Origin of the sequence: Paenarthrobacter sp. YIM B13468 (genome assembly GCF_042788025.1) — a bacterium.
In the GTDB taxonomy this organism is placed as follows: Bacteria; Actinomycetota; Actinomycetes; order Actinomycetales; family Micrococcaceae; genus Arthrobacter; species Arthrobacter aromaticivorans.
The window spans coordinates 22,242-46,937 of record NZ_JBHZPI010000033.1 but is presented as its reverse complement, the minus strand read 5'-3'; the positions used below and the strand labels follow the sequence as shown (position 1 = coordinate 46,937).

Sequence of the window (24,696 nt, the reverse complement as noted above, 5' to 3'; positions counted from 1 at the left end):
ACCACCGCGAACGACACCTTCCAAGGCGCCACCAGCACCATCGGCTTCGCCTTCACCGGCACCCAACGCACCGAAACTACCAAGTAACACCACCTCAAGAACCAGAGCCCCGCCGGGCCTGATCGGTTTCCTTCCCCCAGCCCGATCAGTCCCGGCGGACTATTTCCCCAAGAAACTCCAACGGTCCCGAAACGCTCATGCAGACGGCGTATCGGGGCCGTTGGCCCTTGTTAAGGCGGCTTGTTTAGTTAAGTCGGCTTATAAAAGGGGCGACCGCTAGGAGAAACGCCCTGGCCGGAATGTTGCCAGCATGGGGTGCTTCTTGCCTGTCAGGATCTCTCCGGACAACAGTTCGCCTGCAATGAGTCCCAACGTGGCGCCCGAGTGCGTGAAGGCTACAAAGCAACCGGGCACTTGGCCCAGTTCACCGAAGACGGGCTCACCATCGCCGGGGATGGGCTTGTAGCCGATCTTCCAGGACGCAGGCTTGAGTTCCGGATTGCCTGCAATCAGCTTGGAGGATTCGTCCGCAAGTTCCTGGACAACCTCGTCCGGGATGCTGAAGGAGCCGTCGGCGTGTTCGGTGATCCGGTCTTCATACCAGTCGTGGTCCAGGGCGAAAGTGTTCCCCGGGTTGGGACGAACGGCCGCACGTGGCGTATTCATCACTGCCTTCACCTGGTGCTCCACAGGTTTGGTGACCACCAGCATGGAGACCGGGGAACCATTGGGGATTTCCACACCGAGCGGCTTCACGACGGTGGGCGTCGCCGCGCCGCAAGCCACGAGGACGGCATCGGCTGAACAGGTCTCCCCGGAAGCAGTCTCGACGCCGCTGGCCCGGCCGCCGTCGAGCGTCACCTGGACTTTACCCGCGTTGAGGACGAGCTGGCCGCCGAGGGCGTGGAACTCCTCCATCAGGAAGTTGACCAGGTCCGGCAGGCTGACCCAGCCCTCACCGGGGTTGAAGATGGCGTTCTCAGGAACAGCGCTGGCGTCGATGCCGGGCGTCACCGATGCGATCTCTTCAGGGGCGAGAAGTTTGGAGTCGTACCCAATCGACTGTTCGTAAGCATGGCGGGCCTCCGTCACCTCACGCTGACCGGCCGCGTTCCACATGAGGCCTCCGCCGAACTGCAGCCACTCGCGGGTGGGATCGGCGGCGAACAGTGTCCGGTACCGATCCACGCCGGCCAGCCGCAGCTGGTGGTAAGGGGTGGACCTTTCGCCGGCCGAGTTGAGCCAGGACAGTGAACGGCCCGTGGCCTCGCTTGCCAGGCCCTGCTCGGTAAGGAGCGTCACGGAAGCTCCCCCGCGGAGCAGGTGAACGGCGGTGGAAACGCCCAGGATGCCGCCCCCGATGACGGCGACGTGCTTGGTGGAGGACATAGTTCTCCCTTTCTTTCGTGCTTGTGGATGTTTGGGACGCTCTTGCGCTTACGCGAAGGCGTGGATGTTTTCGATGATTTTGAGCGTTTCCAGAGCCTCGGCCGGGGCGACGGGGAGCCGCCCTTGGCCACGGAGGCAGGCTGCCAGTTCTGCGTAGAACTGCGGGTAGGCGCCCTTTTCTGCAGGTACGGGTGTGGCTGAACCGTCAACTCCCAGAAGCCCCCAAGACTCCTGGGGGTCGTTGCCATAAGAAGCGTCCGACGGCGTGACACCGGCTGCGAGCGCAGGTTCCTGGCTGTCGAGTCCCCATTTGGTGTAGCCCGCTTTTGATCCGAGGACGTGGAACCGCGGGCCAACCTGGGCCGCCATGCCGTTCATCCACAGCCGGGACCGCACCCCTGACTCGTGGAGTAGGGACACGAAGGCCTCAGTGTCCGCCGCGCAGGGATGGGGGCCATGGTTTGCGGTTTCGCCGTAGCTTTCCTCCACAGGTCCGAACAGCTGGATGGCTTGGTCGATCAAGTGGGCGCCCAGGTCGTGCAGGATGCCACCGCCTTCGGCAAGTGTTGACGTATCGCGCCAGTTCCCGAAGCCTTCGGGCCGCCACCATTCAAACCGTGACTCAAAAGTCCGTACTTCGCCCAGCGCCCCTTCCTGCAGCAGTTTGCGCAACGTCAGGAAGTCGGCGTCCCACCGGCGGTTCTGGAAGACCGTTAGCTGCACACCGGCGTCGGACGCCCGCACGGCCAGCTCCTCACCGTGGGCGAGGCTGGTGACGAAAGGCTTGTCCACCACAACGTTCAGGCCGCAGGCGATCGCAGTGGCACCGAGTTCGAGGTGCGTGAGCGGCGGCGTTCCCAACACCACGAGATCGAGGCTGCCAGCCAGGGCGAACATCTCCTCCGGGGTGGGCACGATGCGTGCTTGCGGGTAGAGCCGCGCGGCCTCTGCTGCACGTTCCGGGTCCGCCGTCACGATGACGTCCAGCGAATAGTTCGGATCTGCTGCGATCAGTGGGGCATGGAAGACCTTGCCTGAGACGCCAAACCCGACGACGGCGGTCCGGATCGGTGCCGCTGTTGCCTTGTCCATCACAGGACTTCCGAAAGGAAGCGCTGCAGGCGTTCGCTACGCGGGTTGTCGAAGAGTTCGGCCGGGGTGCCGACCTCCACGACTTCGCCCTCGTCCATGAAGACCACTTGATCGGCAACCTTGCGGGCAAAGCCCATCTCGTGCGTGACCACCAGCATGGTCATGCCGCGGCGGCCGAGGCCTGCCATGAGGTTCAAAACACCTTTGACGAGTTCCGGATCCAGCGCGCTGGTGGCTTCGTCGAAGAGCATGACTTCGGGTTCCATGGCGAGTGCACGGGCGATGGCGACGCGTTGCTGCTGACCGCCGGAGAGGTCGCGAGGCCGGTGGTCGGCGCGTTCGGCGAGGCCCACTTCCGCGAGCCGGCGCTGGGCTCGTTCCCGTGCCTCCTTCTTGGACATTCCCTTGACGCTCCAGAGTGCGAGGGCCACGTTCTCGAGGGCTGTGTGGTCCGGGAAGAGGTTGAAGTGCTGAAACACCATGCCGATGCGGGCGCGGAGGATGTCCGGCTTGACCTTGAGGGCGCTTTCGCCGGCCAGAAGCACGTCCCCGCTCTTGGGTTCGTGCAGACGGTTGACGCCGCGCAAGAGGGTGGACTTGCCGGAACCGGATGGACCGATGATGCACGTGGTGGTTCCCGGGGCAACAGTGAGGCTCACGTTGCGGAGGACCTCGACGTCGCCATAAGCCATGGTTAGGTTCCGCAGTTCCAGGCTGGAGCCGTGGAACGTCTGGACGTCGGCGGCGGGGTTGTTTGAGGCTGCCTTGTCCTTGGCGGTTGACTTGTCTGCCGACATGTTGGTGCTGGTGCTGCTGCTGGCAGTATTGCTGCTGCTTGTGAGGTTCACGTGTTGCTCCCGGTGATGAGCGGCGATGCCGCGTCGAGTTCCTTGACTTCCTTCAGCCCGCTGGTTGGGGCTGCGGGACGGCGGCGCCCGGTGCGGAACTTGTTGTCGAAGTAGTTGACCAGGTGGGTCAGGGGCACAGTGATCACCAGGTAGAAGATGCCTGCCATGACCAGCGGTGAGAGGTTGCCTGAGAGCACTGCAGCGTCCTGGCCCACACGGAACAGTTCACGTTCGCTGACCAAAAGCCCCAGGAAGTAGACCAAGGAAGAGTCTTTGACGATTGCAATGAACTGGTTCACCAGGGCGGGCAGCACCCGGCGTACGCCTTGCGGCACCACTACCAGTGCCATGGACTTTGAGTAGCTCATGCCCAGGGCGCGGCATGCCTCGCCTTGGCCTTTGTCCACGCTCTGAATGCCGGCACGGAAGATTTCTCCGATGTAGGCGCTGGCGATCAGGCTCAGCGCGATGATTCCCAGCGGGTAGGGCGAAGGTCCAAACACTGACTGGCTGAACCGCGCAAAGCCCTGGCCGATCAGGAGGATGGTGAGGATTGCGGGCAGGCCACGGAAGAGGTCTGTGTAGATCCTCGCCGGGATACGCAGCCATTTGGACCGCGAGATCCCCATGACGGCCACCACCATGCCCATCACTACGCCGAGGATGGTTGCTGCGATGGAGATGATCAGGGTGTTGAGGAGTCCAACTCCCAGGAGTTGGGGCAGTACTTCGATCATCGAATCGACATCGAAGAACGTGCGGCTGATGGTATTGAGCCAATCCATTGAGTGCTCTCAGACGTTTGTTGGTTTTCGGGATGGCCGGGCGGGCTGCGCGTGTGGCCCGCCCGGCCATGTTGTTGAGTTGGCTGTCGCGCTACTTGGCAGCCGTTGGCGACGGGCTGGAGGTCTGCTCGGCCTTGGGCAGGTACTGCTCAGGCATCGGCGAGCCCGGGAACCACTTCTGGTAGAGCTTCTTCCAGGTGCCGTCTTCCATGGCCGCGGCAAGGCCCTTGTTCAAGGCTTCCTTGAAGGCGGGCTTGTTCTTGGCAATGGCAAAGCCTGCCGGGGCGTCGAAGGACGGGATGTCAGCTGCGCTGACCAGTCCGAACTGCTCCTGGTACGCCTTGGCTGCCTCGTAGTCCAGGAAGTGGGCGTCCACTGCGCCGCTGTTGACGGCGGAGATTGCGGTGTTGTTGTCCGGGAAGCGGACCAATTGGGCGGAGGTAAAGTTCTTGACCGCGTAGGCTTCCTGGAGCGTGCCCTGGACGACGCCCAGGCGCTTGCCGGACAGGCCGTTGACGTCCTTGATGCCTGATGTCTTGGTGGTGATGACAGTCAGGTATCCAGCCAGGTAGCCGTCGGAGAAGTCAACGGTTTCCTTGCGCTTGTCCGTGATGCCAATGGCCGCGACGCCGACGTCGAACTGTCCATTGGCTACGGCAGCGAGCAGGCCGGAGAAGTCCTGTCCGGTGAAGACAACCTTGTCCACGCCGGCACGGTGGGCTACGTCCTTGAAGAGTTCAACATCGAAGCCCGTGAAGTTACCCGAGCCGTCCGTGAAGGTATACGGCTTGGCATCACCGAGGCTTGCGACCCGGATGGTTCCGGGTTCGATCAGGCCATAGGGGTTCTCGGCCGAGCTCGAGGTCCCGGCGGAGGATCCGCCACAACCGGAGAGGGCGAGGATAGCCGCCAGCGCTGCTGCTGCGAGCGCTGCCGGGCGGAAGTTCAGTTTGATCACAGCGTTGTCCAATCGTGGGAGGGCCAGCGGTGCTGTCTGGGCCGCTTTTGGGGTCTAACTCGATGCGGGGTCTTGTTGAGTCCGGTCTCAGCCCCTAGGATTGAGACCGGACTCACATCGATTGATGAAAAATGTAGCGGAAGTCACAAGCCGCGTCAACACCACTTCGGAAAGGTGAACATGAGCAGTGAAGGATCCCGACGGCGGGACGTAACGGTTGCCGACGTCGCCAAGGCCGCACAAGTCTCCAAGGCACAAGCCGCCCGCGCGTTAGGCAACTATGGTGCTGTCAGCGAGGACGTCCGGGAGCGGGTTCTCGCCGCTGCCGAAGGGCTTGGCTACCGTCCGAACGAGCTTGCGCGAAGCATGAACACGGGCAAATCCAACACCATTGGCGTGGTGGTGGGCGATATCGAAAACCCGCACTTCGGCCTTGCTACGAGGGGCATCACCGACACCGCCAAGAAGAGCGGCTACAACGTCATCCTGATCAACACCGATGAAGAACGGGCTGCCGAGGTGGACGCCGTCCAGGTGCTCTTGGACAAGCGCGTTGACGGGCTGATCGTGGCTCCGGCCTCATCCGTGGAAACCGCACACCTGAAGGAAGTCCGCGACTCTGGCCGGCCCCTGGTTCTGCTGGACCGCGCCGCCGAGGGACTCGATGTCGAGACCTTTGCCGTGGACATGGGCACCATCTCCTACGAGTCCACCAAGTACCTCATCGAAGCGGGCCATCGACGCATCGCGTTCGTCTCAACCGTTCGGACAGAAGGGCCTTACGTAGCGGGGATGCCGCTGGATTCCTCGCAAATCTCGGACCGTCTTGAGGGAATCCGCCGCGCCTTCGAAGAGGAAGGCCTCAGCCAGCCGATGGACCTGGTCCGGCTCAATGCCGGCGACGCGGATTCCATCATGCGAATCACCCGTGACCTGCTGAAGGGGCCGGATGCTGCCACGGCCATCATTGCCTCCGACGGCCTCATTGCCTTGAGCGTTGTGGAGGCTATCCAGGAATCAGGCCTCTCCATCCCCTCGGATGTTTCCCTGATCATGTACGACGATTTCGCCTGGACCCGGCTCACCACTCCCCCACTAACCGTCATCGCGCAGCCCGTCTACGACATGGGAATGGCTGCCGCCACCGCGTTGATCCGGCAGATTGAGGGCAGGAAATCTTCCTCACCCGCTGGGCCGCCGTTGGAGGCACGACTCGTGCGACGCGGCTCAGTCGGTTCACCCAAGGACGTTGGCGTGCTCAGCCAGGCTGGCAGCTAGCCACTGCCAAAACCCTTGCGCGCCAAAGAGAAACGTCCACACTGGAAGCATCACGTGAGGAAGCGGAGCGCGCATCGAATCTGCAGAGAGCGTTGTCCTAGCCCGGAAACCACGACGTCGGCAGCCACCCCCGCAGGGCTGGCCACCGCCGTCGTGATTCCTGGTTTAGGTGCCAACCTAGCCAACTTCCGATTGCAGGTTCTGCTCGACGACAGCCAAGGTGCGGGCGAGTTCCTCCGTAGGACTGAACTCCACCAGAATGGTCCCCGGATCAAGCTCATCAGTGTGCCCTGGCGGCGTGTAGTACGCCTCGCCGGCTTCGACGATCTCGTCGCCATCAGGCAAGTGCATGGTGAGTCGGCCCTTCACGACGTAACCCCAGTGGTGACTTTGGCACCGGTCATCCGGCAGACCCTTGTAGAACGGCGTGAAGTCGCCTCCCTCTTCGAACCTTTCGAAGGCGATGGTGTATCCGTCCGCCTCCCGATATCGGCCCTCATAGCCGGTCATGCGCTCAACGCGGGCGCTTTCGTCATCAATCGATAACTTTGCCATTGCCTTGCTCCTTCTTTGTGATAGCGCGGGTTCAGGCCCGCACCGAGGTTTCAGCCGCAGCGATGAGCCGGCCCAATCCTTCCTTGTTTGCCCGCGCCCACTCGTGCATTGCGAGTGACCTGAGAACAGGAAACCCAAACATGGCCAGCGGACCCGGCAGCCCGCTGGCTCGCACCAGCCGGCAGGTGTAAGTGACGTCGCTCTGTTCCGCAGCCGCTTCAATTTCGTAACGGTGGACCAAGAGCCAAGAAGCCTTTGTCCCATGCTTTTTTGACTCCACAGCGGACTCCGTGACCCGTTCAAACATCCAGGGCCGAAGCGCTTCCGTGACCACGGACGAATCCCTCATCCAGCAGATTCGGTCCTCAGCCGTCGAGGTAAACTCCGTTCCGGCGGTTGCCTGCCCTGGAGGGGCCTGCATGGACAGAAGCGTGGATGCGTCGGCCCCTCCCCACAGCATGTGATGGGACAGATTAGCGAGGACGTCGAAAACGATGTCCGCCGGGACAGTGGCATGTCGGTGGACTGTCACAGCGATTTCATGATTGAGGACGTTGCCTGCTGTTGATTGCTGCTTCATTCCGCACCTCCCAATGGTGTTTTGCGGATAGTCAAAGCATGCGGCGACGGCACCGGGAAAGGATGGGGAGCATCCCCTATTTAAGCCCTACTCTTTAGGGGATTGACGCAGGGCGAATGCTGCCGCTTCGACCCGGCTGCGCAATTGGAGCTTAGCGAGGATGCTGCTGACGTGGTGCTCGGCCGTCTTGGCGCTGATGAACAGGCGATCAGCAATCTCGCTGTTAGTCAGGGCCTCGGCAAGCAAGCTGAGCACTTCGCGTTCGCGCCGCGATAACAGCCCCAGCGCTTTCGGGCCCGTGCGGGCGGGGCCGCCAAGGGCGCGGAGAAGCACTGCGGCCTTGTCTGCCATACCGCGGGCGCCCGCCTCGTCGAATGCCGCGAGTGCCGCTCCCGCCTCGTGTACGGCCACCCCAGGGTCCGTCTCCCGCAGCGCTGTGGCCAGCGATAGATGGGCGCTCGCGGCCTCAAGGGGCATGTTGAGCTCGCCAAAAATTGAAATCGCTGCGTCCAGCCGTTCACGTGCCAAGGCCACATCCCCCAGGGCGGCTGCGACACGACCAGCGGCGAGGTGCGATGCCGCTAGTGACCGGGGCCATTGCGTCTTGGCTGCGACTTCATCAAGGCGTTCGGCTGTTGCCCGGGCCTGGCCATGGTCACCTTGTGCCAACTGGACGTCAATAAGCAACGCGAGTAGCGGCACCGTGAGCAGACCACCGCCGATGTAATGGATCTGGCGATGAAGCAGTGCAGCCGCGACCGCAGTGTCGCCCACCGCAAGCCGGACTGCTGCCGCTGCGCGAAGCGCGTCCGGGCGGTCCTCGAAGCCCGCGAGCAGTCGGTTTGCCTCCTCCACCCGGCCCTGCAGCAGCCGCAGTTCCGCCAGTTTGGCGGCAGGGTGCACACAACGTGCACGATGACCGCCTTGGTCCAATTCATGCAGCGTCTTGGTGAGCCAGCCCTCGGCACTCGCGATGTCACCAGCGGCCAGGAATATCTCCGCGCAACACGTGCCGCAAAATTCCAGCAATGCTGGATGGCCTGTAGTGTGCATGAAGCGCAGGAGGGTCTTGTTCCACTGGCTGAGTCGAGAGGTATCGCAGGCTTCCTCGCTGGCGCGCGTCACCATGCAGCACACGTCGCCAAAGACCATTTGGTCGTGAACTTCGCCGGCGGTTGCCACCACCATCGCCTCATCAACCAGCGTCATTCCTTCCAGCACGTTGCCGGAGGCTATCGTCGCCAGGCCCAGGAGGGCGAGGGCCATGGCCTCAAGGTCCGGGTCATCCCACTTGCGCGCAAATCCAACCGCGTTCCTGGCATCATCACCAGCAGAGGCTGGGTCTGCCCGTAGCAAACCGCGCGTCAGCGCCAGCCAGCCCCGCTCGACGCCTTCCGGCAACCGGAACGCAAGGCCCTCCGCCCGTGCCAGCCAACCCCGGCTGACCGCCTCGCTACCCAATGCATCGGCGTACTCGCGGGCCAACCACAAAGCCGTACGAAATGCCAGAGAGTCTTGGCCCAGCCGACGAAAACCGGCGTAAGCAGCTGTGCGCTCCGCAATGGAACGATCAACGTCGCGAAGCCACCACAGCGCGCGTCCCAATCCATCATGCGCTGCAGGATCATCCTGGATCAGCAGCACGGACTCGAAAGCCTTCGCCGCTGCATTCCAATCGGAAGCAGCGAGGAAGTGATCACCCGCAGCCAGGCCTTCAGATACCGAGGCATTGACCATGTGTTCATTCTGCTCTTGGCGGTGGCTGCACCAACAGCCCTGCGGGGTCCCGGCCCGCCCTGCACACGTGCGCCCGTGCACTTCAACCCGTGGTGGAGTTCAGCCGGTTCTGTAGTTCAAACCCGTTCTGGAGTTCAGTCGCCTTCCTCCGGCTCATCGGCAGAGCGCACGGGGCTGTAAATGATGCCCAGTTCCTCGAGTTGCGCGGACATCCCGGCACCGTCCGGAGCATAGAGCCAGGGGATTCCCGGCGTGGGCTGGCCTCCGGACTTCGACCTACCGCCGGCGAGCACCGCCTCACCTACTGAGAGCTGCCGGATGGCGATCGCCCTGACATTCTGCGGGTGGCGGTGTGCAAACTCGGAATAGATGGCTTCGTCGTGCTGTCCGTCGTCCCCTACGAGCAGCCACTTGATGCGGGGAAACTCTTCTGCCAAGCGTTCCAGCGAAGTGCGCTTGTGCTCCCTGCCGCTTCGGAACCAGCGGTCCGGCGTAGGTCCCCAGTCCGTCAACAACTTGGGGCCCGCGGGATACAAATTGCGCGAGAGGAACCGTGACAACGTGGGCGCCACATTCCAGGCCCCGGTGGACAGGTACAGCACGGGAGCCGTCGGTGCCGTCCTGGCGATCCTCTCGTACAGGACGGCCATCCCCGGAGTCGGTGTCCTCGCATGCTCATTGAGCACGAAGGTGTTCCAGGCCGCCAGGAATGGTCGTGGAAGGGCTGTCACCATCACGGTGTCGTCAATATCGGAGACCACACCGAAGTCTGCGTCGTCCGCTACGACTTCCACGGGAGCTTCGACCGTCCTGGAACTCCCGGATTGCAGTGTGATCGTGTGCCAGCCGGGGTTCAGGGCTGCCTCAATGCGAACATCGACGACGCCCCCACGATCGGCTTCGACGTCATGGACGGTGCCTGCAATGTTTACCTGCACGGCTGCATGCGCGACCGGTGCGCTGATGAAGTTCCGCCACCCGCGCATGCTCTCCTGCAAGGGATTGGCATGACCTGCGGCGTCCCGGGGGTCGCTGCGGACAACCCTGGCCAGCACGCGCACCCAGGAAATAGTTCCGTAACCCGTGTAAGGGATGACCGTTTCCACTCGACCCCGCCGGATGGCGACGCGCGTCTGGAACCTCAGCCACGCGTCGTCGAGCCTGACGGCAAGATGGCGGCGCTTGCCGTTTCCCGGCGTCGGGCCGCTTCCCGGCGTCGGGGGCTGGGCGTCGTCGCTCTTGGGCAAAATGCGCGGTTTCTCAGGACGGGGAAACATGCCTCCAGTCTGGCATGGCCGGGCGTACGCCTACGATACGGGCGTGAGCCAGGTGAGGACGGAACCGTCGCCTTCGATGTGTTCTGCCAATTCGGCGTTGAACTTTCGGCCGTATTCTGCGGTGATGTGCTCTTGGAAGGCTTCCTCGTCGCGGTAGACCTCGAACACGAAATATTCCCGCGGATTTGTTTCCCGGGTGTAGGGAAGGAACGTGACATTGCCCGGTTCTTGCCGGACGTGCCCAGCGAGTTCTGTCATCATTTCAGCGACCTTGGTTTCGCTGCCTTCCTTGACGGTGAATTCTGCGTACAGGGTTTTGGTCATGTCCAGTCCTTTGATCGATTGAATCGGGATTGCTTTAGTCAGTTCCGGGGCAATATCTCGCCGGAGCCCCTGGGGATGAGTTCCGTAGGGACGATATACGTCTGCGGTGCGCGGTCATCGCCGTCGATCCTTGCAAGGATCCGCTCGGCAGCGAGCTTTCCGATGCGTTCAGGGTGCTGGGCAACCACGGTGACCCCCGGCTCCATCATGTCCGCGAGGGTGAAGTCGTCAAATCCGACCAAGGCAACCTCATGCTGCAAACCGAGGGACTTCAGTGCCCGCATGGCACCGAACGTCACCAGGTTCTGACTGGAGAATATCGCCGTAGGGGGGTTCTCTGAAGTGAGTAGTTCGTGCGCAGCCCGGAGGGCCGTTTCCTCGTCGTGAAGATTCTCGCGGACCGCAACGGTGGAGGTCGCGATGCCGGAGCTGCCGATCTCGTTCAGGAAACCTGCCCGCCGTTTCACAGCGGTCTGGATATCGGTCCGGTCCCCAAGGTAAGCCAGTCTGGTGTGGCCGTACTTAATAAGATGCGTGGCTGCCGCCGCGGCGCCCACTTCGTTATCCGTGACTACTGCATCCGCCTCGATGCCCACCGGCTCGCGGTCGATGAACACCAACGGCAGATCCCGGGAGTGTTCCGGGATCATGTAGGCCTGGCTCTTGGCGATCGTGGTCAGCACAAGACCATCCACGCGGCGCCCCAGGAAAGCTGAAATCAGCTTTCTTTCGCGGTCCGGATCGTCATCCAGGCTTGCGGCGAAAACTGCAAGTCCCCGGGCACCGAGGGCGTCTTCCATGGCGCGGTGAATCTCGCCGCTAAAGGGGTTGGAAACACTCGGAAGCAAGAGACCGATGGACTGGGTCTTGCGTCCGGAACGCTTGAGGCTGCCGGCTGTGATGTCCAGGTGGTACTGAAGTTGCTCCGTTGCGCGCAGTACCCGCTGACGGGTTTCCTCCGAAACCCCGGGTTCATCGTTCACCACCCTTGAAACCGTCTTGATGCCCACCCCGGCAAGATCAGCAACGTTTTTCATCGTGGGGGGCTTGCGCGCAGGGTCGGGTTGGTAACGATTAGACATCGTTGTCAACGAATTACTCCTCAACTTCAATTAACACTTGACTGCACTGTGTGAGCTTGGTTACATGTTACCTGACAACGTTGTCATGGGGGAATCACTCGCCATGAGCAGCCACAAAAAACAGGAGTTTCAATGTTGAGTTCCAAAGCCTCGAGGTCGGCAAAGACCCGTCTTCTTGCCGCTGGTGCAGTCCTGACGCTGGGCGCACTGAGCCTGACTGCCTGCGGCGGCGGCTCCTCGCCTTCCTCCAGCGCGGGCAGCGATGAAAAGATCGGCGTTTCGCTGATCGTGAAGACCACGTCCAACCCGTTCTTCGTCTCGATGCAGGATGGCGCCAAGAAGGCTGCCGAGGCTGATGGTGTTGACCTCAAGCTTGCTGCCGGCAAAGCCGACGGAGATGAGGACACCCAGATCCAAGCCATTGAAAACGCGATCTCCAAGGGCGACAAGGGTATTCTCATCACCCCCAACGGCCCGTCCGTAGTGGATGCCCTGAAGAAGGCCAAGGACGCCGGCTTGTTCGTCATCGCCCTGGATACCCCGCCGGACCCCGCCGACGCCGCCGACATCACGTTTGCCACGGACAACTTCGCCGCGGGTGAGCTGATCGGCAAGTGGACCGCCCAGCAACTGGCGGGCAAGAAAGCTGTGATCGCACTTGTGGACCTCTTCGATGACAAGGTTGTGTCCGTTGACTATAACCGTGACCAGGGCTTCCTGACCGGCTTGGGCATCGACACCGCCGATAAGAAGAAGAACGGCGACGAAGCCAAGACGGGCAAGTACACCGGCGGCAAGGGTGGCGACTACGAAATCGTCGGCAGCCAGGCTTCCCAGGGCGCCGAAGATGGCGGACGTACCGCGATGGAGACCCTGCTGGCCAAGAACCCCAACATCAACGTCGTTTACACGATCAACGAGCCTGCAGCTGCCGGTGCCTTCGAAGCACTGAAATCCGCGGGCAAGGAAAAAGACGCCCTGATCGTCTCCGTTGACGGCGGCTGCTCAGGCGTGAACAACGTCAAGTCCGGCGTAATCGGCGCCACGGCACAGCAGTACCCGGTGAAAATGGCCGAGCTTGGTGTCAAGGCCATTGTTGACCTCGCAAAGACCGGCAAGAAGCCTGCCAACTCCGAGGGCCTGGACTTCTTCAACACCGGAGTGGAGCTCGTCACAGACAAGCCCGTAGACGGCGTGAAGAGCATCACCACCACCGACGCTTCCCAGATCTGCTGGGGCAAGTAAGTTCAGGAGCAACCTAAAGTGACCCAGCAACAGACAGCCGGCCCCCCGAGCGCCGGGCACGCTGACTTGGCCGAGGAATTCCTCGACCGCCAAACGCCCCTCAGCAGAATCCGCAACATTCTCCACCGCTACCCCGCCCTCAGCCCGGCAATTGTCCTGCTGATCGCGGTGGTGGTCTTCGGACTCCTCAATGACCGCTTCCTTCGGGTAGAGAACCTTTCCCTGATCACGCAGCAGGTCGCCGTCGTCGGGACCCTGGCCATCGCCCAGACCCTCATCATCCTGACCGCCGGAATCGATCTCTCCGTCGGCGCCGTCATGATCCTGTCCTCGATGGTGATCGCGCAGATGGCTGTCGGCAGTGGTGTCCCAGGTCCGCTGGCACTCATCGCCGGCTTGATCGTGGGACTTGCGTCAGGGGCATTGAACGGTTTCCTTGTGACACGCTTCCGGCTCCCGCCGTTCATCGTCACGCTCGGAACCCTGAACATCTTCATCGCCCTGACCCTGCTCTACTCCGGCGGCAGCACCGTCCGCGGATCCGCCATGCCCGGTGTGCTCACCTGGCTTGGAAGCACCTTCCCGATCGGGCCAGTGCGTATCTCCACCGGCGTCGTCATGATGCTCTTGCTCTACATCGCGGTCGCCTTCATCCTGGGCAAAACCGCCTGGGGACGGCACGTCTACGCCGTAGGTGATGACAAGGAAGCAGCCCGTCTGGCCGGTATCCCCGTCAACCGTGTCCTCATGAGCGTCTACCTTGCCGCAGGCGCAGTCCTTGCGGTCGGCGCATGGATCCAGATCGGCCGTACCAACGCCGCAAGCCCCAACGCCGGCGTCGATCTGAACCTGGACTCCATCACCGCCGTCGTGATTGGCGGAACCAGCCTCTTCGGTGGCCGCGGCTCCATCTGGGGTTCCTTGCTCGGAGCGCTGATCGTCGGTGTCTTCCGCAACGGCCTCTCCCTCGCTGGCCTGGATGTGCTCTACCAGACCCTCGCGGTGGGCATCCTGATCATCATCGCCGTGTCCGTCGATCAGTGGATCCGAAAGGTCAAGTCATGACCATGACAGAATTTGAAGCCTCACACACCGAAACCCGCGAGCCCATCCTTAAAGCCAGGAACCTCGTGAAGACCTTCGGCCGGGTGGTTGGCCTCGACGGCGTCAACCTGGACCTCTACCCCGGCGAAGTCCTGGCCATCATCGGCGATAACGGTGCCGGTAAGTCCACGCTCATCAAGTGCCTCACCGGCGCCGAAGTTCCGGACACGGGAGAACTCTTCGTGTCCGGACAGCAGGTGCACTTCAAGCGGCCACAGGACGCCCGGGTCCACGGCATCGAAACGGTCTACCAAAACCTGGCCGTCTCGCCGGCCCTCGATGTCGCTTCGAACCTGTTCCTCGGCCGTGAAGAGCGCCTTCCCGGGCCGTTGGGAAGCCTGTTCCGGATCCTCGACACCAAAGGCATGCGCAGAAAGGCCAAGGAAGAGCTCACCCGGCTGGGCATTTCCACACTGCAGGACGTCACTGTACCGGTGGAGAACCTTTCCGGTGGCCAACGCCAGGCAGTCGCTGTCGCCCGCGCCGCAGCATTCGGTTCCAAGGTGGTTGTCCTTGACGAACCGACGGCGGCACTGGGCGTTCGTGAATCCAACCAGGTACTGCAGTTGGTCCGCGACCTGCGCGACCGCGGCTTGCCTGTCATCCTGATCAGCCACAACATGCCCCACGTGTTTGACGTGGCAGACCGGATCCACATCCAGCGCCTGGGCAAATGCGCGGCCACCATCACCCCGCAATCCCACACCATGACCGACGCGGTCGCCATCATGACAGGTGCGGCCAAAGCCTGACAGGCGCCGCCCACCTTCCGTTCCAAACGGAGCCCCCTTCTCCGTCCGCGGACCTGCCCACAGGTCCGCGGACGGATCCACACCCGGCCATCCAGCCGGTACCGACGAAAGAACCGAGATGCATAAGCCTCCCCCCGGCACCTCCGCCCATGACCAGCTGGATGTCGTTGTAATCGGCGAAGCCCTGATTGACATCGTCAACACCCCCGAAGGATCCATCAGCTATCCGGGAGGATCCCCGGCGAATGTCGCCTATGGCCTTGGCCGGCTCGGCGTATCCACGGGGTTACTCACAGCAATCGGCGAAGACGACCACGGGAACGCCATCGCCAACCACCTCCAGAGCGCCGGCGTCCGGCTTCTACCCGGGTCGACGTCCCTTGAACGCACAGCCACGGCTACCGCAACACTGGCAGCTGATGGCTCGGCCAGTTACGAGTTCGACATCGCCTGGGAGTTGGCTCCGGTAGCGCCTGCCATGGTCCCGAAAGTCCTTCACACAGGATCCATCGCCACATTCCTGGCCCCGGGTGCGTCCACCGTTCGCTCTCTCCTTGAGCAAGGCCACAAGTCGTGCCTGGTCACCTATGACCCCAATATCCGCCCTGCCCTGCTTGGCAGCCATGCGGAGGCAAAGAGTATCTTCGAGGACCTGCTTCCTCTCACGGACGTCGTAAAACTCAGCGACGAAGATGCCCACTGGCTCTACCCGACGTCGTCTCCGGACGAGGTGACGTCCCACCTGATCGCCCAGGGTGCGCGCCTTGCCGTCATCACGCTCGGCGCTGATGGCGCCCTCCTCGCCACGCAAAGTGCGAAGTTCAACATCCCCTCCGTGAAAACCGAGGTTGCTGACACCATCGGCGCTGGCGACTCCTACATGTCCGCCCTCATCTTCGGCCTTTTGGCAGAGGGCGAAGAAGGATTTGCGCCGGGAGCACTGGAAACCATCGGGAAAACTGCCTCGATGGCCGCAGCCATTACGGTCAGCAGGTCCGGGGCCAACCCGCCCACCGTTTCGGAACTGCAAGCCCGGCTGGGCACGTCCCTCAGCGCCCCCCTTGCTGTTGCGCCGTAATTGAGGTCTTTCCCTGATGGCCTGACTCCTGAATAAACGGCTAAATCACGACGGCGGCTGGTCGCCTTTCGGTTTCGAAGAACCAAGGTTCTTTGGGAACCGTGGCGACCTGCCGCCGTCGTGCGTTTCCCGTCGGTCAACCTGACAATCCCTCTACAGCAGCCTTTGACGTATCGCAGGTCACATCGTATGATTAATGAATCGATTCAAGAGTTGGATCAGTCCACATAGCAACCTTCCTCATGCTGAATGAGCACCGCATTGTTCAGTCCTGGATTGGAAGAGTTTTTGTTCCTTGCCAACGACGACAAAGGAGTTCAGCGAATGACCGTCACGCACCGGAGGGATACCCCTTCCACCCAGGACGACACCATCGCCCGGAAGGACCCGAAGAAGGCCGCAATGAGCGGCTGGATCGGAAGCGCGCTGGAGTACTACGACTTCGCGCTCTATTCACTGGCTGCGACGTTGCTTTTCCCCACGATCTTCTTCCCCACGGAGAACCCAACTGTGGGTATCATCGCTTCCCTGGCCACCTATGCTGTGGGGTACGTTTCCCGCCCGCTCGGAGCAGTGGTCCTGGGTGCCTACGGTGACAGGCATGGACGCAAGAAAGTCCTCGTCTTCGCAATGCTGCTCATGGGGTTCGCTACTTTCGCGGTAGGACTCCTGCCAACCTATGGACAGGTGGGGCTTCTTGCCCCCGTCCTTCTGGTGATCCTCCGCTTGATCCAAGGCTTCGCCGTTGCGGGCGAGCTCGGTGGTGCCAGCGCGATGATCGTAGAGCACTCCCCCGATGCAAGGCGCGGCTTCTTCGCGAGCTTCAGCCTTCAGGGCACGCAGGTCGGCTCCATCCTCGCCACGGCTGTCCTCATTCCACTCGCCGCCCTACTGCCTGATGACCAGTTCCATTCCTGGGGCTGGCGGCTGCCGTTCCTCCTCAGCGCGGTCGTGATCCTGGCCGGGTACATCATCCGCCGCCGCGTGCAGGAGCCACCCGCATACCTGGCGCAGTCGGAAGAGCCCAGCACCAAACGCCGGTTCCCCCTCGCAGACCTCCTGCGCACCCACCCGTGGGTCCTGGTCCGCTGCGTTGCGATGACCTTCACGAACGTCATCGGCATGGCCACCCTGATCTTCGGCGTTTCCTTCGCCACCCAGAAGAGCTATGGCAACGGGTTCTCAAGCAGTGAATTCCTCTGGGTGACCATGGCAGCAAACGTAGCCGCAGTGGTGACTATCCCATTGTTCGGGGCACTGTCGGACCGGATTGGCCGGCGGACGCTCATGGTTGCAGGCGGGATCGCGGGCGGTTTGCTGACCTTCGTATACCTGTGGGCGATCGAACAGGGCAGCCTGCCGCTGATCTTCGTCTGCGTCGTCATCGTCCAGGGCATCCTGTTCCAGATGTGGAACGCCACCTTCGCCACGTTCTTCCAGGAGCAGTTCCCCATGCGGATGCGGGTGACGGGCTTCGCAGTCTCGCAGAACATCGGCCTCATGATCGCTTCGTTCTTCCCGAGCCTGTTCACGGCCATAGCCCCTCCGGGATCTCAGAACATCCCGATGGTCATCGGCCTGACCACTCTGGGCATCTGCCTCGTCTCAGCGTTGGCAACCCTGTTGTCCTCGGACACCAAGGGAAAGACACTCGAGGACCTTGAGGCCCGCTAGCCTTGGCTTCGTCCGGTAGCAGGAATTTCTCCCCTAACGCAGCCCAGATCAGGTCAGAGTTGGATGCCTGTGTATTTGGTTTCCTGGTAGGCCTCGAGGCCTTCGATGCCCCCTTCGCGGCCGAGGCCTGATTGTTTGGTCCCGCCGAAGGGTGCGGCTGGGTTGCTGATGAGTCCGCGGTTGATGCCGGTCATGCCGGCATCAATCGCGTCGGCGACGCGCAGTGCCCTGGTCAGGTTCTGCGTGAAGATGTAGGAGGCCAGTCCGTAGGGAGTGGCATTTGCTTCGACGATGGCTTCTTCTTCGGTATCGAAGGTGTAGATCGCTGCTACCGGGCCGAAGATTTCTTCTTCCCTGATGCTGGCGTCGGCGGGAATGTTGGTTAGGACGGTGGGCTGGTAGTAGTAGCCGGGGCCGTCGACGACCCGGCCCCCGGTGAGGCAGGTTGCGCCCTTGGCGACAGCGTCCGTGACGAGATTGTGGACGGTTGCGCGTTGCTTGTCATCGATCAGTGGTCCGAGGTCGGCGCTGGGATCGTGGCCGTTGCCTACTGTGACGCGGGCGAGGCGTTCTGTGAAGCGTTTGGTGAACTCGGGCGCGATGCCGGCCTGGACATAGATTCGGTTGGCTGCGACGCAGGACTGACCACCGTTCCGGAGCTTGGCGAGGTAGGCGCCTTCGATTGCAGCGTCGAGGTCGGCGTCGTCGAATACGATCAGCGGGGCATTCCCGCCGAGTTCCATGGACGTATTCATAACGTTCTGTGCGGCTTGGGCCAGGAGCACCCGGCCTACTTGCGTGGAGCCCGTGAATGAGATCTTGCGCGTCCGGCAGTCATTCATGATGGCGCCGACCACGTCCCGGGAGTTGTCCGTAACGACGACGTTCACCACACCGGCGGGGACGCCCGCTTCCTGGAGGACCTCGGCGAGCAACAGCGAAGTGAGTGGGGTCTGGGCAGCGGGCTTGAGGACGGTAGTACAGCCAGCGGCCAAGGCCGGTGCAATCTTCCGGGCGCCCATGGCCAACGGAAAGTTCCACGGGGTGATTAGCAGGGACGGGCCGACGGGTCGCTTGGAGACGGCGATGTGATAGTTGGAGCCAGGTTCCACGCCGAACTGGCCTTCGGTGTGGATACGTCCGGCGGATTCTGCGAACCAGCGGAAGAAACCTGCACCGTAGTCGACTTCCGATTGGGCTTCGGCCCAGGGCTTGCCCATCTCATCCACGATCAGGCGGGCGAAATCGTCGCGGCGGGCGACGATGGCCTGATAGGTGCGGGCGAGGATGTCGGCGCGTTCCCTTGCCGGTGTTGCTGCCCAGGCATCCTGTGCTGCGCAGGCAGCGTCCAGTGCGGTCATTCCATCCTTGACCGTGGCGTCTGCAACGTGCGCAATCACTTCTCCGGTTGCAGGGTTGATGACTGGCAGAGTCCCGCCCGTTGTGGCAGGTATCCATTCCCCGCCGATGAAAAGCTCGGTTCTGGTGAAGTCCAAGGTGGTTCCAGTACTCATAGTGTGTTGCTCCTGTTGCAAGCTTGACGGGAGGGGCGTGCTAGAAGGCGGTGTAGCCGCCGTCGACCGGGAGCACCGCGCCAGTGATGTAGGACGATTCTTTGGAGGCGAGGAAGAGAATGGCGTCGGCGATTTCTTCCGGGGTGGCGAGGCGCTGGAGCGGGATCTGCCCCTCGCGCTGGGCCCGGTAGGCCTCGGGGTCGGGCCTGCGTTGGATTGAAGCTTCGATGACCGGTGTGACGGTCAGACCTGGTGCGACCACGTTGACGCGGACGTTGCGTGATGCCCATTCGATTGCAGCACCCTTGGCGAGCATGATCAGGCCGCCCTTAGCCGCGGAGTAGAGAACCTGATCAGCCATGCCAACCATGCCCAGCCGGGAACTGACCAAGACGAACGAGCCTCCCGTTGCAGGCATCAACGGAGCGAAGTGCTTCATCATCAGAAACGAGCTAAGCAGGTTGCTGTGGAGCACGTTTTTCGCATCCTCGTACGCCATCTCCGTCAGTGGGCCGGTCACCTGCAGGCCGTGATTAAGGACGACGACGTCAACGGTGCCGAACGATTCGGCGGCCCGGCGGGCCAGGCTTTCGACGAACGCCTCGTCGTTGAGATCCCCGGGGACGTACACGTCGTCGGGCTGGGCGCTGTCCAGTTGCTTCCTACGGCCGGTGAGCAGCAGTCGCGCGCCTTCGCTGCGGAAGCGGGAATTTACTGCTTCGCCGATTCCGCTGCTGGCTCCGCTTACCACGGCCGTGGTCTTGTCAAGTCTCAATTCGGACACTCCATCGTGTGTTGCTGGGTTGCTTGGATTGCGGCTGGGGGACGGAGATCCCGTCCCCCAGCGGGTCAATTGAGGAATCCGCGGGCGTCTACCCGCCACCGCTCCAGGGAGGTGCCTGTGCTGTCGGTGACGATGTATTCCTCGAAATTAACCACCACCGGGCAGACGTGGTTCGGCACCACTGGCAGCACGGTCCCGACTCCCGGGCAGAAGTCTCCTGCAGGCAGGGGCAGGAATCCGTGGTATTCGTTGAGCCTGGACAGGACAGCCGCGGTGCCTGCGATGCCGCCGTAACCGATCTCTGGGGTGCCTTCGCGGCCGAGGGCTTTGGTGCCTACATCGAGCATGACCTGGTCGGGGACCCAGTCGCTGACCACCGTCCCGGCGAGGAACAGCGCGATCTGGTCCTGGGTGCAGGCCCCGAGCCGGGCGTTGTTCAAGTCATTGAACACGTACTCGCCGGGACGGATCTCGGTGATCACGCTGTTGGTGGCAAACTCTACGGTGGGAGTGGAGCCGGCACTGACTACGAGGGGACTGATGCCCGCCGCGCTGAGGCTGCGCACTGCGGTGGTGAGCGCTGCGTCCTGGTCTTCAGCGGCCCCCTTGCGTGAGCCCGGACCAGCGCTGCCGTGGCCCGGATAGGTGAAGACGCCAACCGGGACCAGCCCGCGGTTGCGGGCGGCGGCCGCTAGCTCGCCCGCGAACTCCGGTGGCGCACCGGAACGACGAGCACCACAATCCACTTCGATGACGACCTCCAACCGGTCTGGTTCGTCACCCATGGCACCAGCGAGGGCATCGATCGCCGCGAAATTATCGACGCCGACCCGCAGCCGTGTGGTCTCCGACAGCTTTCGGATCCGCGGCCCTTTCGTTCCAGCGGGCCAGACCGGGTAGGCGATGAAGATATCGTCGAATCCAGCCGCGGCAAAGACCTCGGCCTCGCCCACGTTTCCTGCGGTGATCCCGACAGCTCCGGCCTTGACCTGACGCCGGCCAATCTCGACGCACTTGTGTGTCTTGACGTGCGGCCGCAGATCAAGGCCGTGCTGGGCGGCGAAGCCCTGCATACGGTCGATGTTCTCCTGCATCACGTCCATCAGCACGATCGGTGACGGGGTGTCGATCCTATCGACGAGGGCGTCCAGCGCCTTTTGGAGGCGGTTCACGTTGTACTCCTCTTTTTCTGACTTCTCATTGTTTGTTTCTCTGGTCCGTCGTGCAGATCATTTGAATTTCGACTGGGGAGACGCGCGGTAGCCCCGCGACCCCGATCGCGGTACGTGCATGACGTCCGTTCTCGCCCAATACCTCGATAAGCAATTCACTGGCCGCTTCCGCGACCCGGGACTGCAGGCCAAAGTCGGGGGCGCTGGCCACGTACACCAACATCTGCACGATCCGGACCCGGTCCAGGTCACCCACCGCCTCCAGGGCAGCCGCAAGGCAGTTGAGTGCGGCATGGCGCGCGAGCTCTCTGGCGGTCTCGAGCGTCACCTCCCGACCGACAATTCCTTGACCCAGCAGTTGACCGTCCTTGTAAGGAAGTTGGCCCGAGATGTGGATGATGTCGCCCACCGACCGGTGATCTACGTAATAGGGATTACCCGCGAGGTCAGGGAGCTCCAGCCCAAGGGCGTGGAGGCGATCTAGAGCCGAGAGCGGGTTCACGTGTTCTGGTGCCGCTAGGGTCACCCCAGCGGGGTTCTGCGGCTTGTGTACAAATACCATTTCTCTTCTATCGTTCGTCGATCGTCGACCACAGAAATCTGACGCAGCCATCAATGTTCAGACCGCGATCAGCTGTTGAACCTTTGTGGACGCAGGAAGTCGAGATTGTCGAAGGTCTCCTTGCCCAGGGCTTCGAGGGCTGCCATCTCGCCATAACCGGTGGCCATTTTGAACCCGCCACCTGAGAAGCCGGTCGCGATGTAGATCCTGCTGTCAGCCGTCAGCCGGCCGAGCAACGGATTCCGGTCGGTGGTGAACAGGTCCGGAAATGCGTCCGAGCGGACGATGTTCGGGTACAGCCCCGGAAAGAATTCAGAAACCGTCTCGGTGGTCTCGTTGATCTCCGCCGGAGTGAGTTCCCTGGGAAAGGAATCGGCGCTCTCAGCCGGCGTCGGACGGAAGTTCAACGTTGCTTTGACCGTGGCCCCGTCAACTGCAGGGGCGCCGTACATGGATCGCTCTCCGGAGAGCCGGACAAAGATGGGGAATCGCTGGGGGGAGAAGAGCTCGGGTTCTTTCGCGACGAACCAGGTAAGGAAAACCCTGTTCGGTTGGGTGTGTGCCTGCAGGCTTTCCGGCATGAGCTTCCGGGACCATCCTCCTGAGGAGATGATCACGTTCTCAAACGTCCAGGACTTCTCACCGGAGGTGATGACGATGCCGTCGGCGGTTTCGGTGATGCTGTCGATCGGGGTGTTGTTGAGCACGGTGGCGCCGTTTGCTTGGGCTGCAGCAATCGCGGCGGTGACGGAACGGTCGGTGCGCAGTGCACCGCCGTCGGGATCGAATATGGCGACGTCGTCCGGACGCAAGTTGTGCTGCGGGTATCGCTCCGCCATTTCTTCCCGGGAGAGGATCTCGTGAGCGGTCCCGGTCACGGCGGCCGACTGGAGCAGTTGCGGAATGTAGGCGCCGTTCTCGGTACCGATGTAGAGTCCGCCGCAGCGCAGGAGAATGTCCTGGCCCGTTTCTTCCTCAAGCTCAGCCCAAAGGCGCTTGGAGCGTCGCACGATCGGGTCGAAGCCGGGGTTTAGGTTCAGCATGCGGAACAGGCGGGTGTCTCCTCCCACGGCACTGCGTCCGTGGGCAGGGACTTGCGCTTCGAAGCCGACCACGGAATCGGACAGTCGTGACGCCTGCCATAGGGCCATACTGCCAATGGTGCCGAGGCCGATGACGGCCAATTTTCCATCTGTCATTTCAGAGCACTTTCTTGAGGAAGGACTGGGTGCGGGACTCTTTGGGGTTGGCGAGGACTTCCCGGGCGTCGCCCCGTTCGACGACGATGCCTTCGTCCATGAAGAGGAGGCTGTCGGCCACTTCGCGGGCGAAGCCCATTTCGTGGGTGACTACCACCATGGTCATGCCCTTCTTGGCGAGCTCCTTCATAACTGTCAGGACTTCCCCGACCTTTTCGGGGTCCAGTGCAGATGTTGGCTCGTCGAAGAGCATGATCTCCGGGTCCATGGCCAGCGACCTGGCGATCGCGACGCGTTGCTGCTGACCACCGGAGAGTTCGGCGGGGTAGCGGTCACCGAACGCGCCGAGCCCAACGCTTGTCAACAATTCCTGGGCTCGTTTGGCTGATTCCTTCTTGTCCGCGCGCTTGACCAGGACGGGTCCGGACATGACGTTCTCCCGGGCGGTCATGTTCGGGAACAGGTTGAACTGCTGGAAGACCATGCCTACCCTGGTCCGTTGGAGGGCGAGCTTTTTAGGGCTCAGGGCATGGTATGCGTGCTCGGTTTCGTAATAGCCGAAGTCGTCGCCGTTCACTTTCAGGATTCCGGAGTCCACGGTTTCCAGTCCGTTGATGCAACGCAGGAGGGTGGATTTGCCGGAGCCACTGGGTCCGATGATGCAGCAGATTTCGCCGCTGCCGATGTCGAGGTCGATGTCCTGCAGAACCGTTTTGGGTCCGAAGGACTTGCGGATGCAGCTAGCGAGGATCGTGCCGTCGTTGCTCATCGTGCGATGCCTTCCGGTGCGGTCAACACAACTTTTTTGGACTTGCGGGGAACCCGGACCGAGGTGTGGGAGTATTTCTGCTCGAGCCTGGATTGGGGGTAGCTCAGCAGCAGGGTCATGATCAGATACCAGATGCTCGCCACGATCAGTAGAGGGATGGTATCGAAGGTACGCGCGTAGATCAGTTGGGCACTTTGGAGAAGTTCCGCAACACCCAGGACGCTGACCAGCGATGTTTCCTTGAACATCCCGATGACCTGGTTGCCGGTCGCAGGGATGATGGAGGGCATCGCCTGCGGGATGATGACCTTGCGCATCTTCATGGCACCGCTCATCCCCAGTGAGTCCGCAGCTTCGATCTGGCCCTTGCCCACCGCGGAGAACCCGCCGCGGATGATCTCGGCCATGTATGCCGCTTCGTTCAGGGACAGGCCGACCAAGGCGGCGGTGATCGGACCCATGAGTGCATTCGTGTCGATTGCGGTGCCGATGTCCGTGAACGGGATTCCGATATACAGGTTTGGATAGAGAGCGGAGATGTTGAACCAGAAGATCAACTGCACCAGGACGGGTGTGCCACGGAACAAAGTGACGTAGGCACCTGCCGCGAGGGCGACCGGTTTGATCTTCGAGGAGCGCATGATCGCAAGGCCGAGGCCGAGGAGCGTTCCCATGGCCATGCTCGCAACCGTGAGGAAGATCGTGAGCATCAGCCCGCGGAGGATGGATTCGTGTGTGAAGTACTTCCCAACGATGTCCCACTTGAAGTTGGGGTTGGTCAGGACGGAGGCGAGGATCCCGGCCGCGACGAGAATGGCAATGATCCAAGCTGTGTATTCCGCGGGAGTCCGGAGTCTAAGCCGTGGCTTGAGGGTAGCGTCGATGCTGCCAGCCCCCGCCTTGCTTCCTTTGTTGATAACCGTAGTCATGAACGAACC

24 protein-coding genes are annotated in these 24,696 nt (G+C 62.1%); 6 read left to right on the top strand and 18 right to left on the bottom strand.

Going from position 1 to position 24,696, the window contains the following annotated elements; all coding sequences use genetic code 11:
- Positions 1–276: 276 nt before the first annotated feature.
- From ACFX4T_RS23730 to ACFX4T_RS23710, 5 genes are all read right to left on the bottom strand, one after another.
- A complete protein-coding gene (locus ACFX4T_RS23730; protein WP_377654663.1) occupies positions 277–1,389 on the bottom strand; it encodes an NAD(P)/FAD-dependent oxidoreductase in 1,113 nt (370 codons plus the stop codon).
- 48 nt (positions 1,390–1,437) lie between these two features.
- The gene (locus ACFX4T_RS23725) at positions 1,438–2,481 is read right to left on the bottom strand and encodes a Gfo/Idh/MocA family oxidoreductase (RefSeq protein WP_377654661.1); all 1,044 of its coding nucleotides are present in this window, start codon (positions 2,479–2,481) and stop codon (positions 1,438–1,440) included.
- Positions 2,481–3,329: an amino acid ABC transporter ATP-binding protein gene (locus ACFX4T_RS23720; RefSeq protein WP_308169270.1), complete on the bottom strand. Its 849-nt coding sequence runs from the start codon at positions 3,327–3,329 to the stop codon at positions 2,481–2,483. The genes ACFX4T_RS23725 and ACFX4T_RS23720 overlap by 1 nt, the downstream gene beginning before the upstream one ends.
- Positions 3,326–4,114 carry an amino acid ABC transporter permease gene (locus ACFX4T_RS23715; RefSeq protein WP_216922046.1) on the bottom strand — a complete coding sequence of 263 codons (789 nt, stop codon included), beginning with the start codon at positions 4,112–4,114 and terminating at the stop codon, positions 3,326–3,328. The genes ACFX4T_RS23720 and ACFX4T_RS23715 overlap by 4 nt, the downstream gene beginning before the upstream one ends.
- 91 nt (positions 4,115–4,205) lie before the next feature.
- On the bottom strand, positions 4,206–5,072 hold the full coding sequence (locus ACFX4T_RS23710) for an ABC transporter substrate-binding protein (protein WP_216922049.1): 867 nt from the start codon (positions 5,070–5,072) through the stop codon (positions 4,206–4,208).
- A gap of 180 nt (positions 5,073–5,252) precedes the next feature.
- Here ACFX4T_RS23710 and ACFX4T_RS23705 point away from each other — a divergent pair, with 180 nt between their 5' ends.
- Positions 5,253–6,350, top strand: a complete 1,098-nt coding sequence (locus ACFX4T_RS23705; RefSeq protein WP_377654658.1) for a LacI family DNA-binding transcriptional regulator — start codon at positions 5,253–5,255, stop codon at positions 6,348–6,350.
- A 177-nt stretch (positions 6,351–6,527) separates the two neighbouring features.
- Here the strand turns inward: ACFX4T_RS23705 and ACFX4T_RS23700 are convergent, their stop codons facing one another.
- The 6 genes from ACFX4T_RS23700 to ACFX4T_RS23675 form a co-directional block, all read right to left on the bottom strand.
- The gene (locus tag ACFX4T_RS23700; protein ID WP_216922055.1) at positions 6,528–6,905 is read right to left on the bottom strand and encodes a hypothetical protein; all 378 of its coding nucleotides are present in this window, start codon (positions 6,903–6,905) and stop codon (positions 6,528–6,530) included.
- Between the two features lie 31 nt (positions 6,906–6,936).
- Positions 6,937–7,485, bottom strand: coding sequence for a hypothetical protein (locus ACFX4T_RS23695; RefSeq protein WP_377654656.1), 549 nt, complete (start codon positions 7,483–7,485; stop codon positions 6,937–6,939).
- Positions 7,486–7,572: 87 nt separating this feature from the next.
- The gene (locus tag ACFX4T_RS23690) at positions 7,573–9,222 is read right to left on the bottom strand and encodes a LuxR C-terminal-related transcriptional regulator (protein ID WP_377654654.1); all 1,650 of its coding nucleotides are present in this window, start codon (positions 9,220–9,222) and stop codon (positions 7,573–7,575) included.
- Between the two features lie 134 nt (positions 9,223–9,356).
- Complete coding sequence (locus ACFX4T_RS23685) at positions 9,357–10,499, bottom strand: App1 family protein (protein ID WP_377654651.1); 1,143 nt, start codon at positions 10,497–10,499, stop codon at positions 9,357–9,359.
- A gap of 30 nt (positions 10,500–10,529) precedes the next feature.
- Positions 10,530–10,823 carry a putative quinol monooxygenase gene (locus ACFX4T_RS23680; protein WP_223947816.1) on the bottom strand — a complete coding sequence of 98 codons (294 nt, stop codon included), beginning with the start codon at positions 10,821–10,823 and terminating at the stop codon, positions 10,530–10,532.
- A 38-nt stretch (positions 10,824–10,861) separates the two neighbouring features.
- A complete protein-coding gene (locus tag ACFX4T_RS23675) occupies positions 10,862–11,860 on the bottom strand; it encodes a LacI family DNA-binding transcriptional regulator (protein WP_223947815.1) in 999 nt (332 codons plus the stop codon).
- Positions 11,861–12,037: 177 nt separating this feature from the next.
- Between ACFX4T_RS23675 and ACFX4T_RS23670 the strand changes: the two genes are divergently transcribed.
- From ACFX4T_RS23670 to ACFX4T_RS23650, 5 genes are all read left to right on the top strand, one after another.
- On the top strand, positions 12,038–13,150 hold the full coding sequence (locus ACFX4T_RS23670; RefSeq protein ID WP_377654648.1) for a substrate-binding domain-containing protein: 1,113 nt from the start codon (positions 12,038–12,040) through the stop codon (positions 13,148–13,150).
- Between the two features lie 18 nt (positions 13,151–13,168).
- Positions 13,169–14,215, top strand: a complete 1,047-nt coding sequence (locus tag ACFX4T_RS23665) for an ABC transporter permease (RefSeq protein ID WP_223947813.1) — start codon at positions 13,169–13,171, stop codon at positions 14,213–14,215.
- Entirely contained in the window at positions 14,212–15,006 is a 795-nt protein-coding gene (locus ACFX4T_RS23660; RefSeq protein WP_216922080.1) for an ATP-binding cassette domain-containing protein, read from the top strand. Before ACFX4T_RS23665 ends, ACFX4T_RS23660 begins: the two co-directional genes overlap by 4 nt.
- A gap of 118 nt (positions 15,007–15,124) precedes the next feature.
- Positions 15,125–16,084, top strand: coding sequence for a carbohydrate kinase (locus tag ACFX4T_RS23655; RefSeq protein ID WP_377654645.1), 960 nt, complete (start codon positions 15,125–15,127; stop codon positions 16,082–16,084).
- A 324-nt stretch (positions 16,085–16,408) separates the two neighbouring features.
- Positions 16,409–17,758 carry an MFS transporter gene (locus ACFX4T_RS23650; protein WP_377654644.1) on the top strand — a complete coding sequence of 450 codons (1,350 nt, stop codon included), beginning with the start codon at positions 16,409–16,411 and terminating at the stop codon, positions 17,756–17,758.
- Positions 17,759–17,811: 53 nt separating this feature from the next.
- Here ACFX4T_RS23650 and ACFX4T_RS23645 read toward each other — a convergent pair whose 3' ends face one another.
- From ACFX4T_RS23645 to ACFX4T_RS23615, 7 genes are all read right to left on the bottom strand, one after another.
- Positions 17,812–19,272 carry an NAD-dependent succinate-semialdehyde dehydrogenase gene (locus tag ACFX4T_RS23645; protein WP_377654643.1) on the bottom strand — a complete coding sequence of 487 codons (1,461 nt, stop codon included), beginning with the start codon at positions 19,270–19,272 and terminating at the stop codon, positions 17,812–17,814.
- Positions 19,273–19,312: 40 nt separating this feature from the next.
- Entirely contained in the window at positions 19,313–20,056 is a 744-nt protein-coding gene (locus tag ACFX4T_RS23640; RefSeq protein ID WP_223947809.1) for an SDR family NAD(P)-dependent oxidoreductase, read from the bottom strand.
- Between the two features lie 65 nt (positions 20,057–20,121).
- Positions 20,122–21,228 (bottom strand): alanine racemase, encoded by a 1,107-nt coding sequence (locus tag ACFX4T_RS23635; RefSeq protein ID WP_377654640.1) that lies wholly within the window; start codon positions 21,226–21,228, stop codon positions 20,122–20,124.
- 25 nt (positions 21,229–21,253) lie between these two features.
- Positions 21,254–21,790, bottom strand: a complete 537-nt coding sequence (locus ACFX4T_RS23630) for a RidA family protein (RefSeq protein WP_377654638.1) — start codon at positions 21,788–21,790, stop codon at positions 21,254–21,256.
- Positions 21,791–21,858: 68 nt separating this feature from the next.
- Complete coding sequence (locus ACFX4T_RS23625; protein ID WP_377654636.1) at positions 21,859–22,989, bottom strand: FAD-dependent oxidoreductase; 1,131 nt, start codon at positions 22,987–22,989, stop codon at positions 21,859–21,861.
- Position 22,990: 1 nt separating this feature from the next.
- Positions 22,991–23,758, bottom strand: a complete 768-nt coding sequence (locus ACFX4T_RS23620; RefSeq protein ID WP_377654634.1) for an amino acid ABC transporter ATP-binding protein — start codon at positions 23,756–23,758, stop codon at positions 22,991–22,993.
- Positions 23,755–24,687 (bottom strand): amino acid ABC transporter permease, encoded by a 933-nt coding sequence (locus ACFX4T_RS23615; RefSeq protein ID WP_223947804.1) that lies wholly within the window; start codon positions 24,685–24,687, stop codon positions 23,755–23,757. The genes ACFX4T_RS23620 and ACFX4T_RS23615 overlap by 4 nt, the downstream gene beginning before the upstream one ends.
- Positions 24,688–24,696 lie beyond the last annotated feature (9 nt).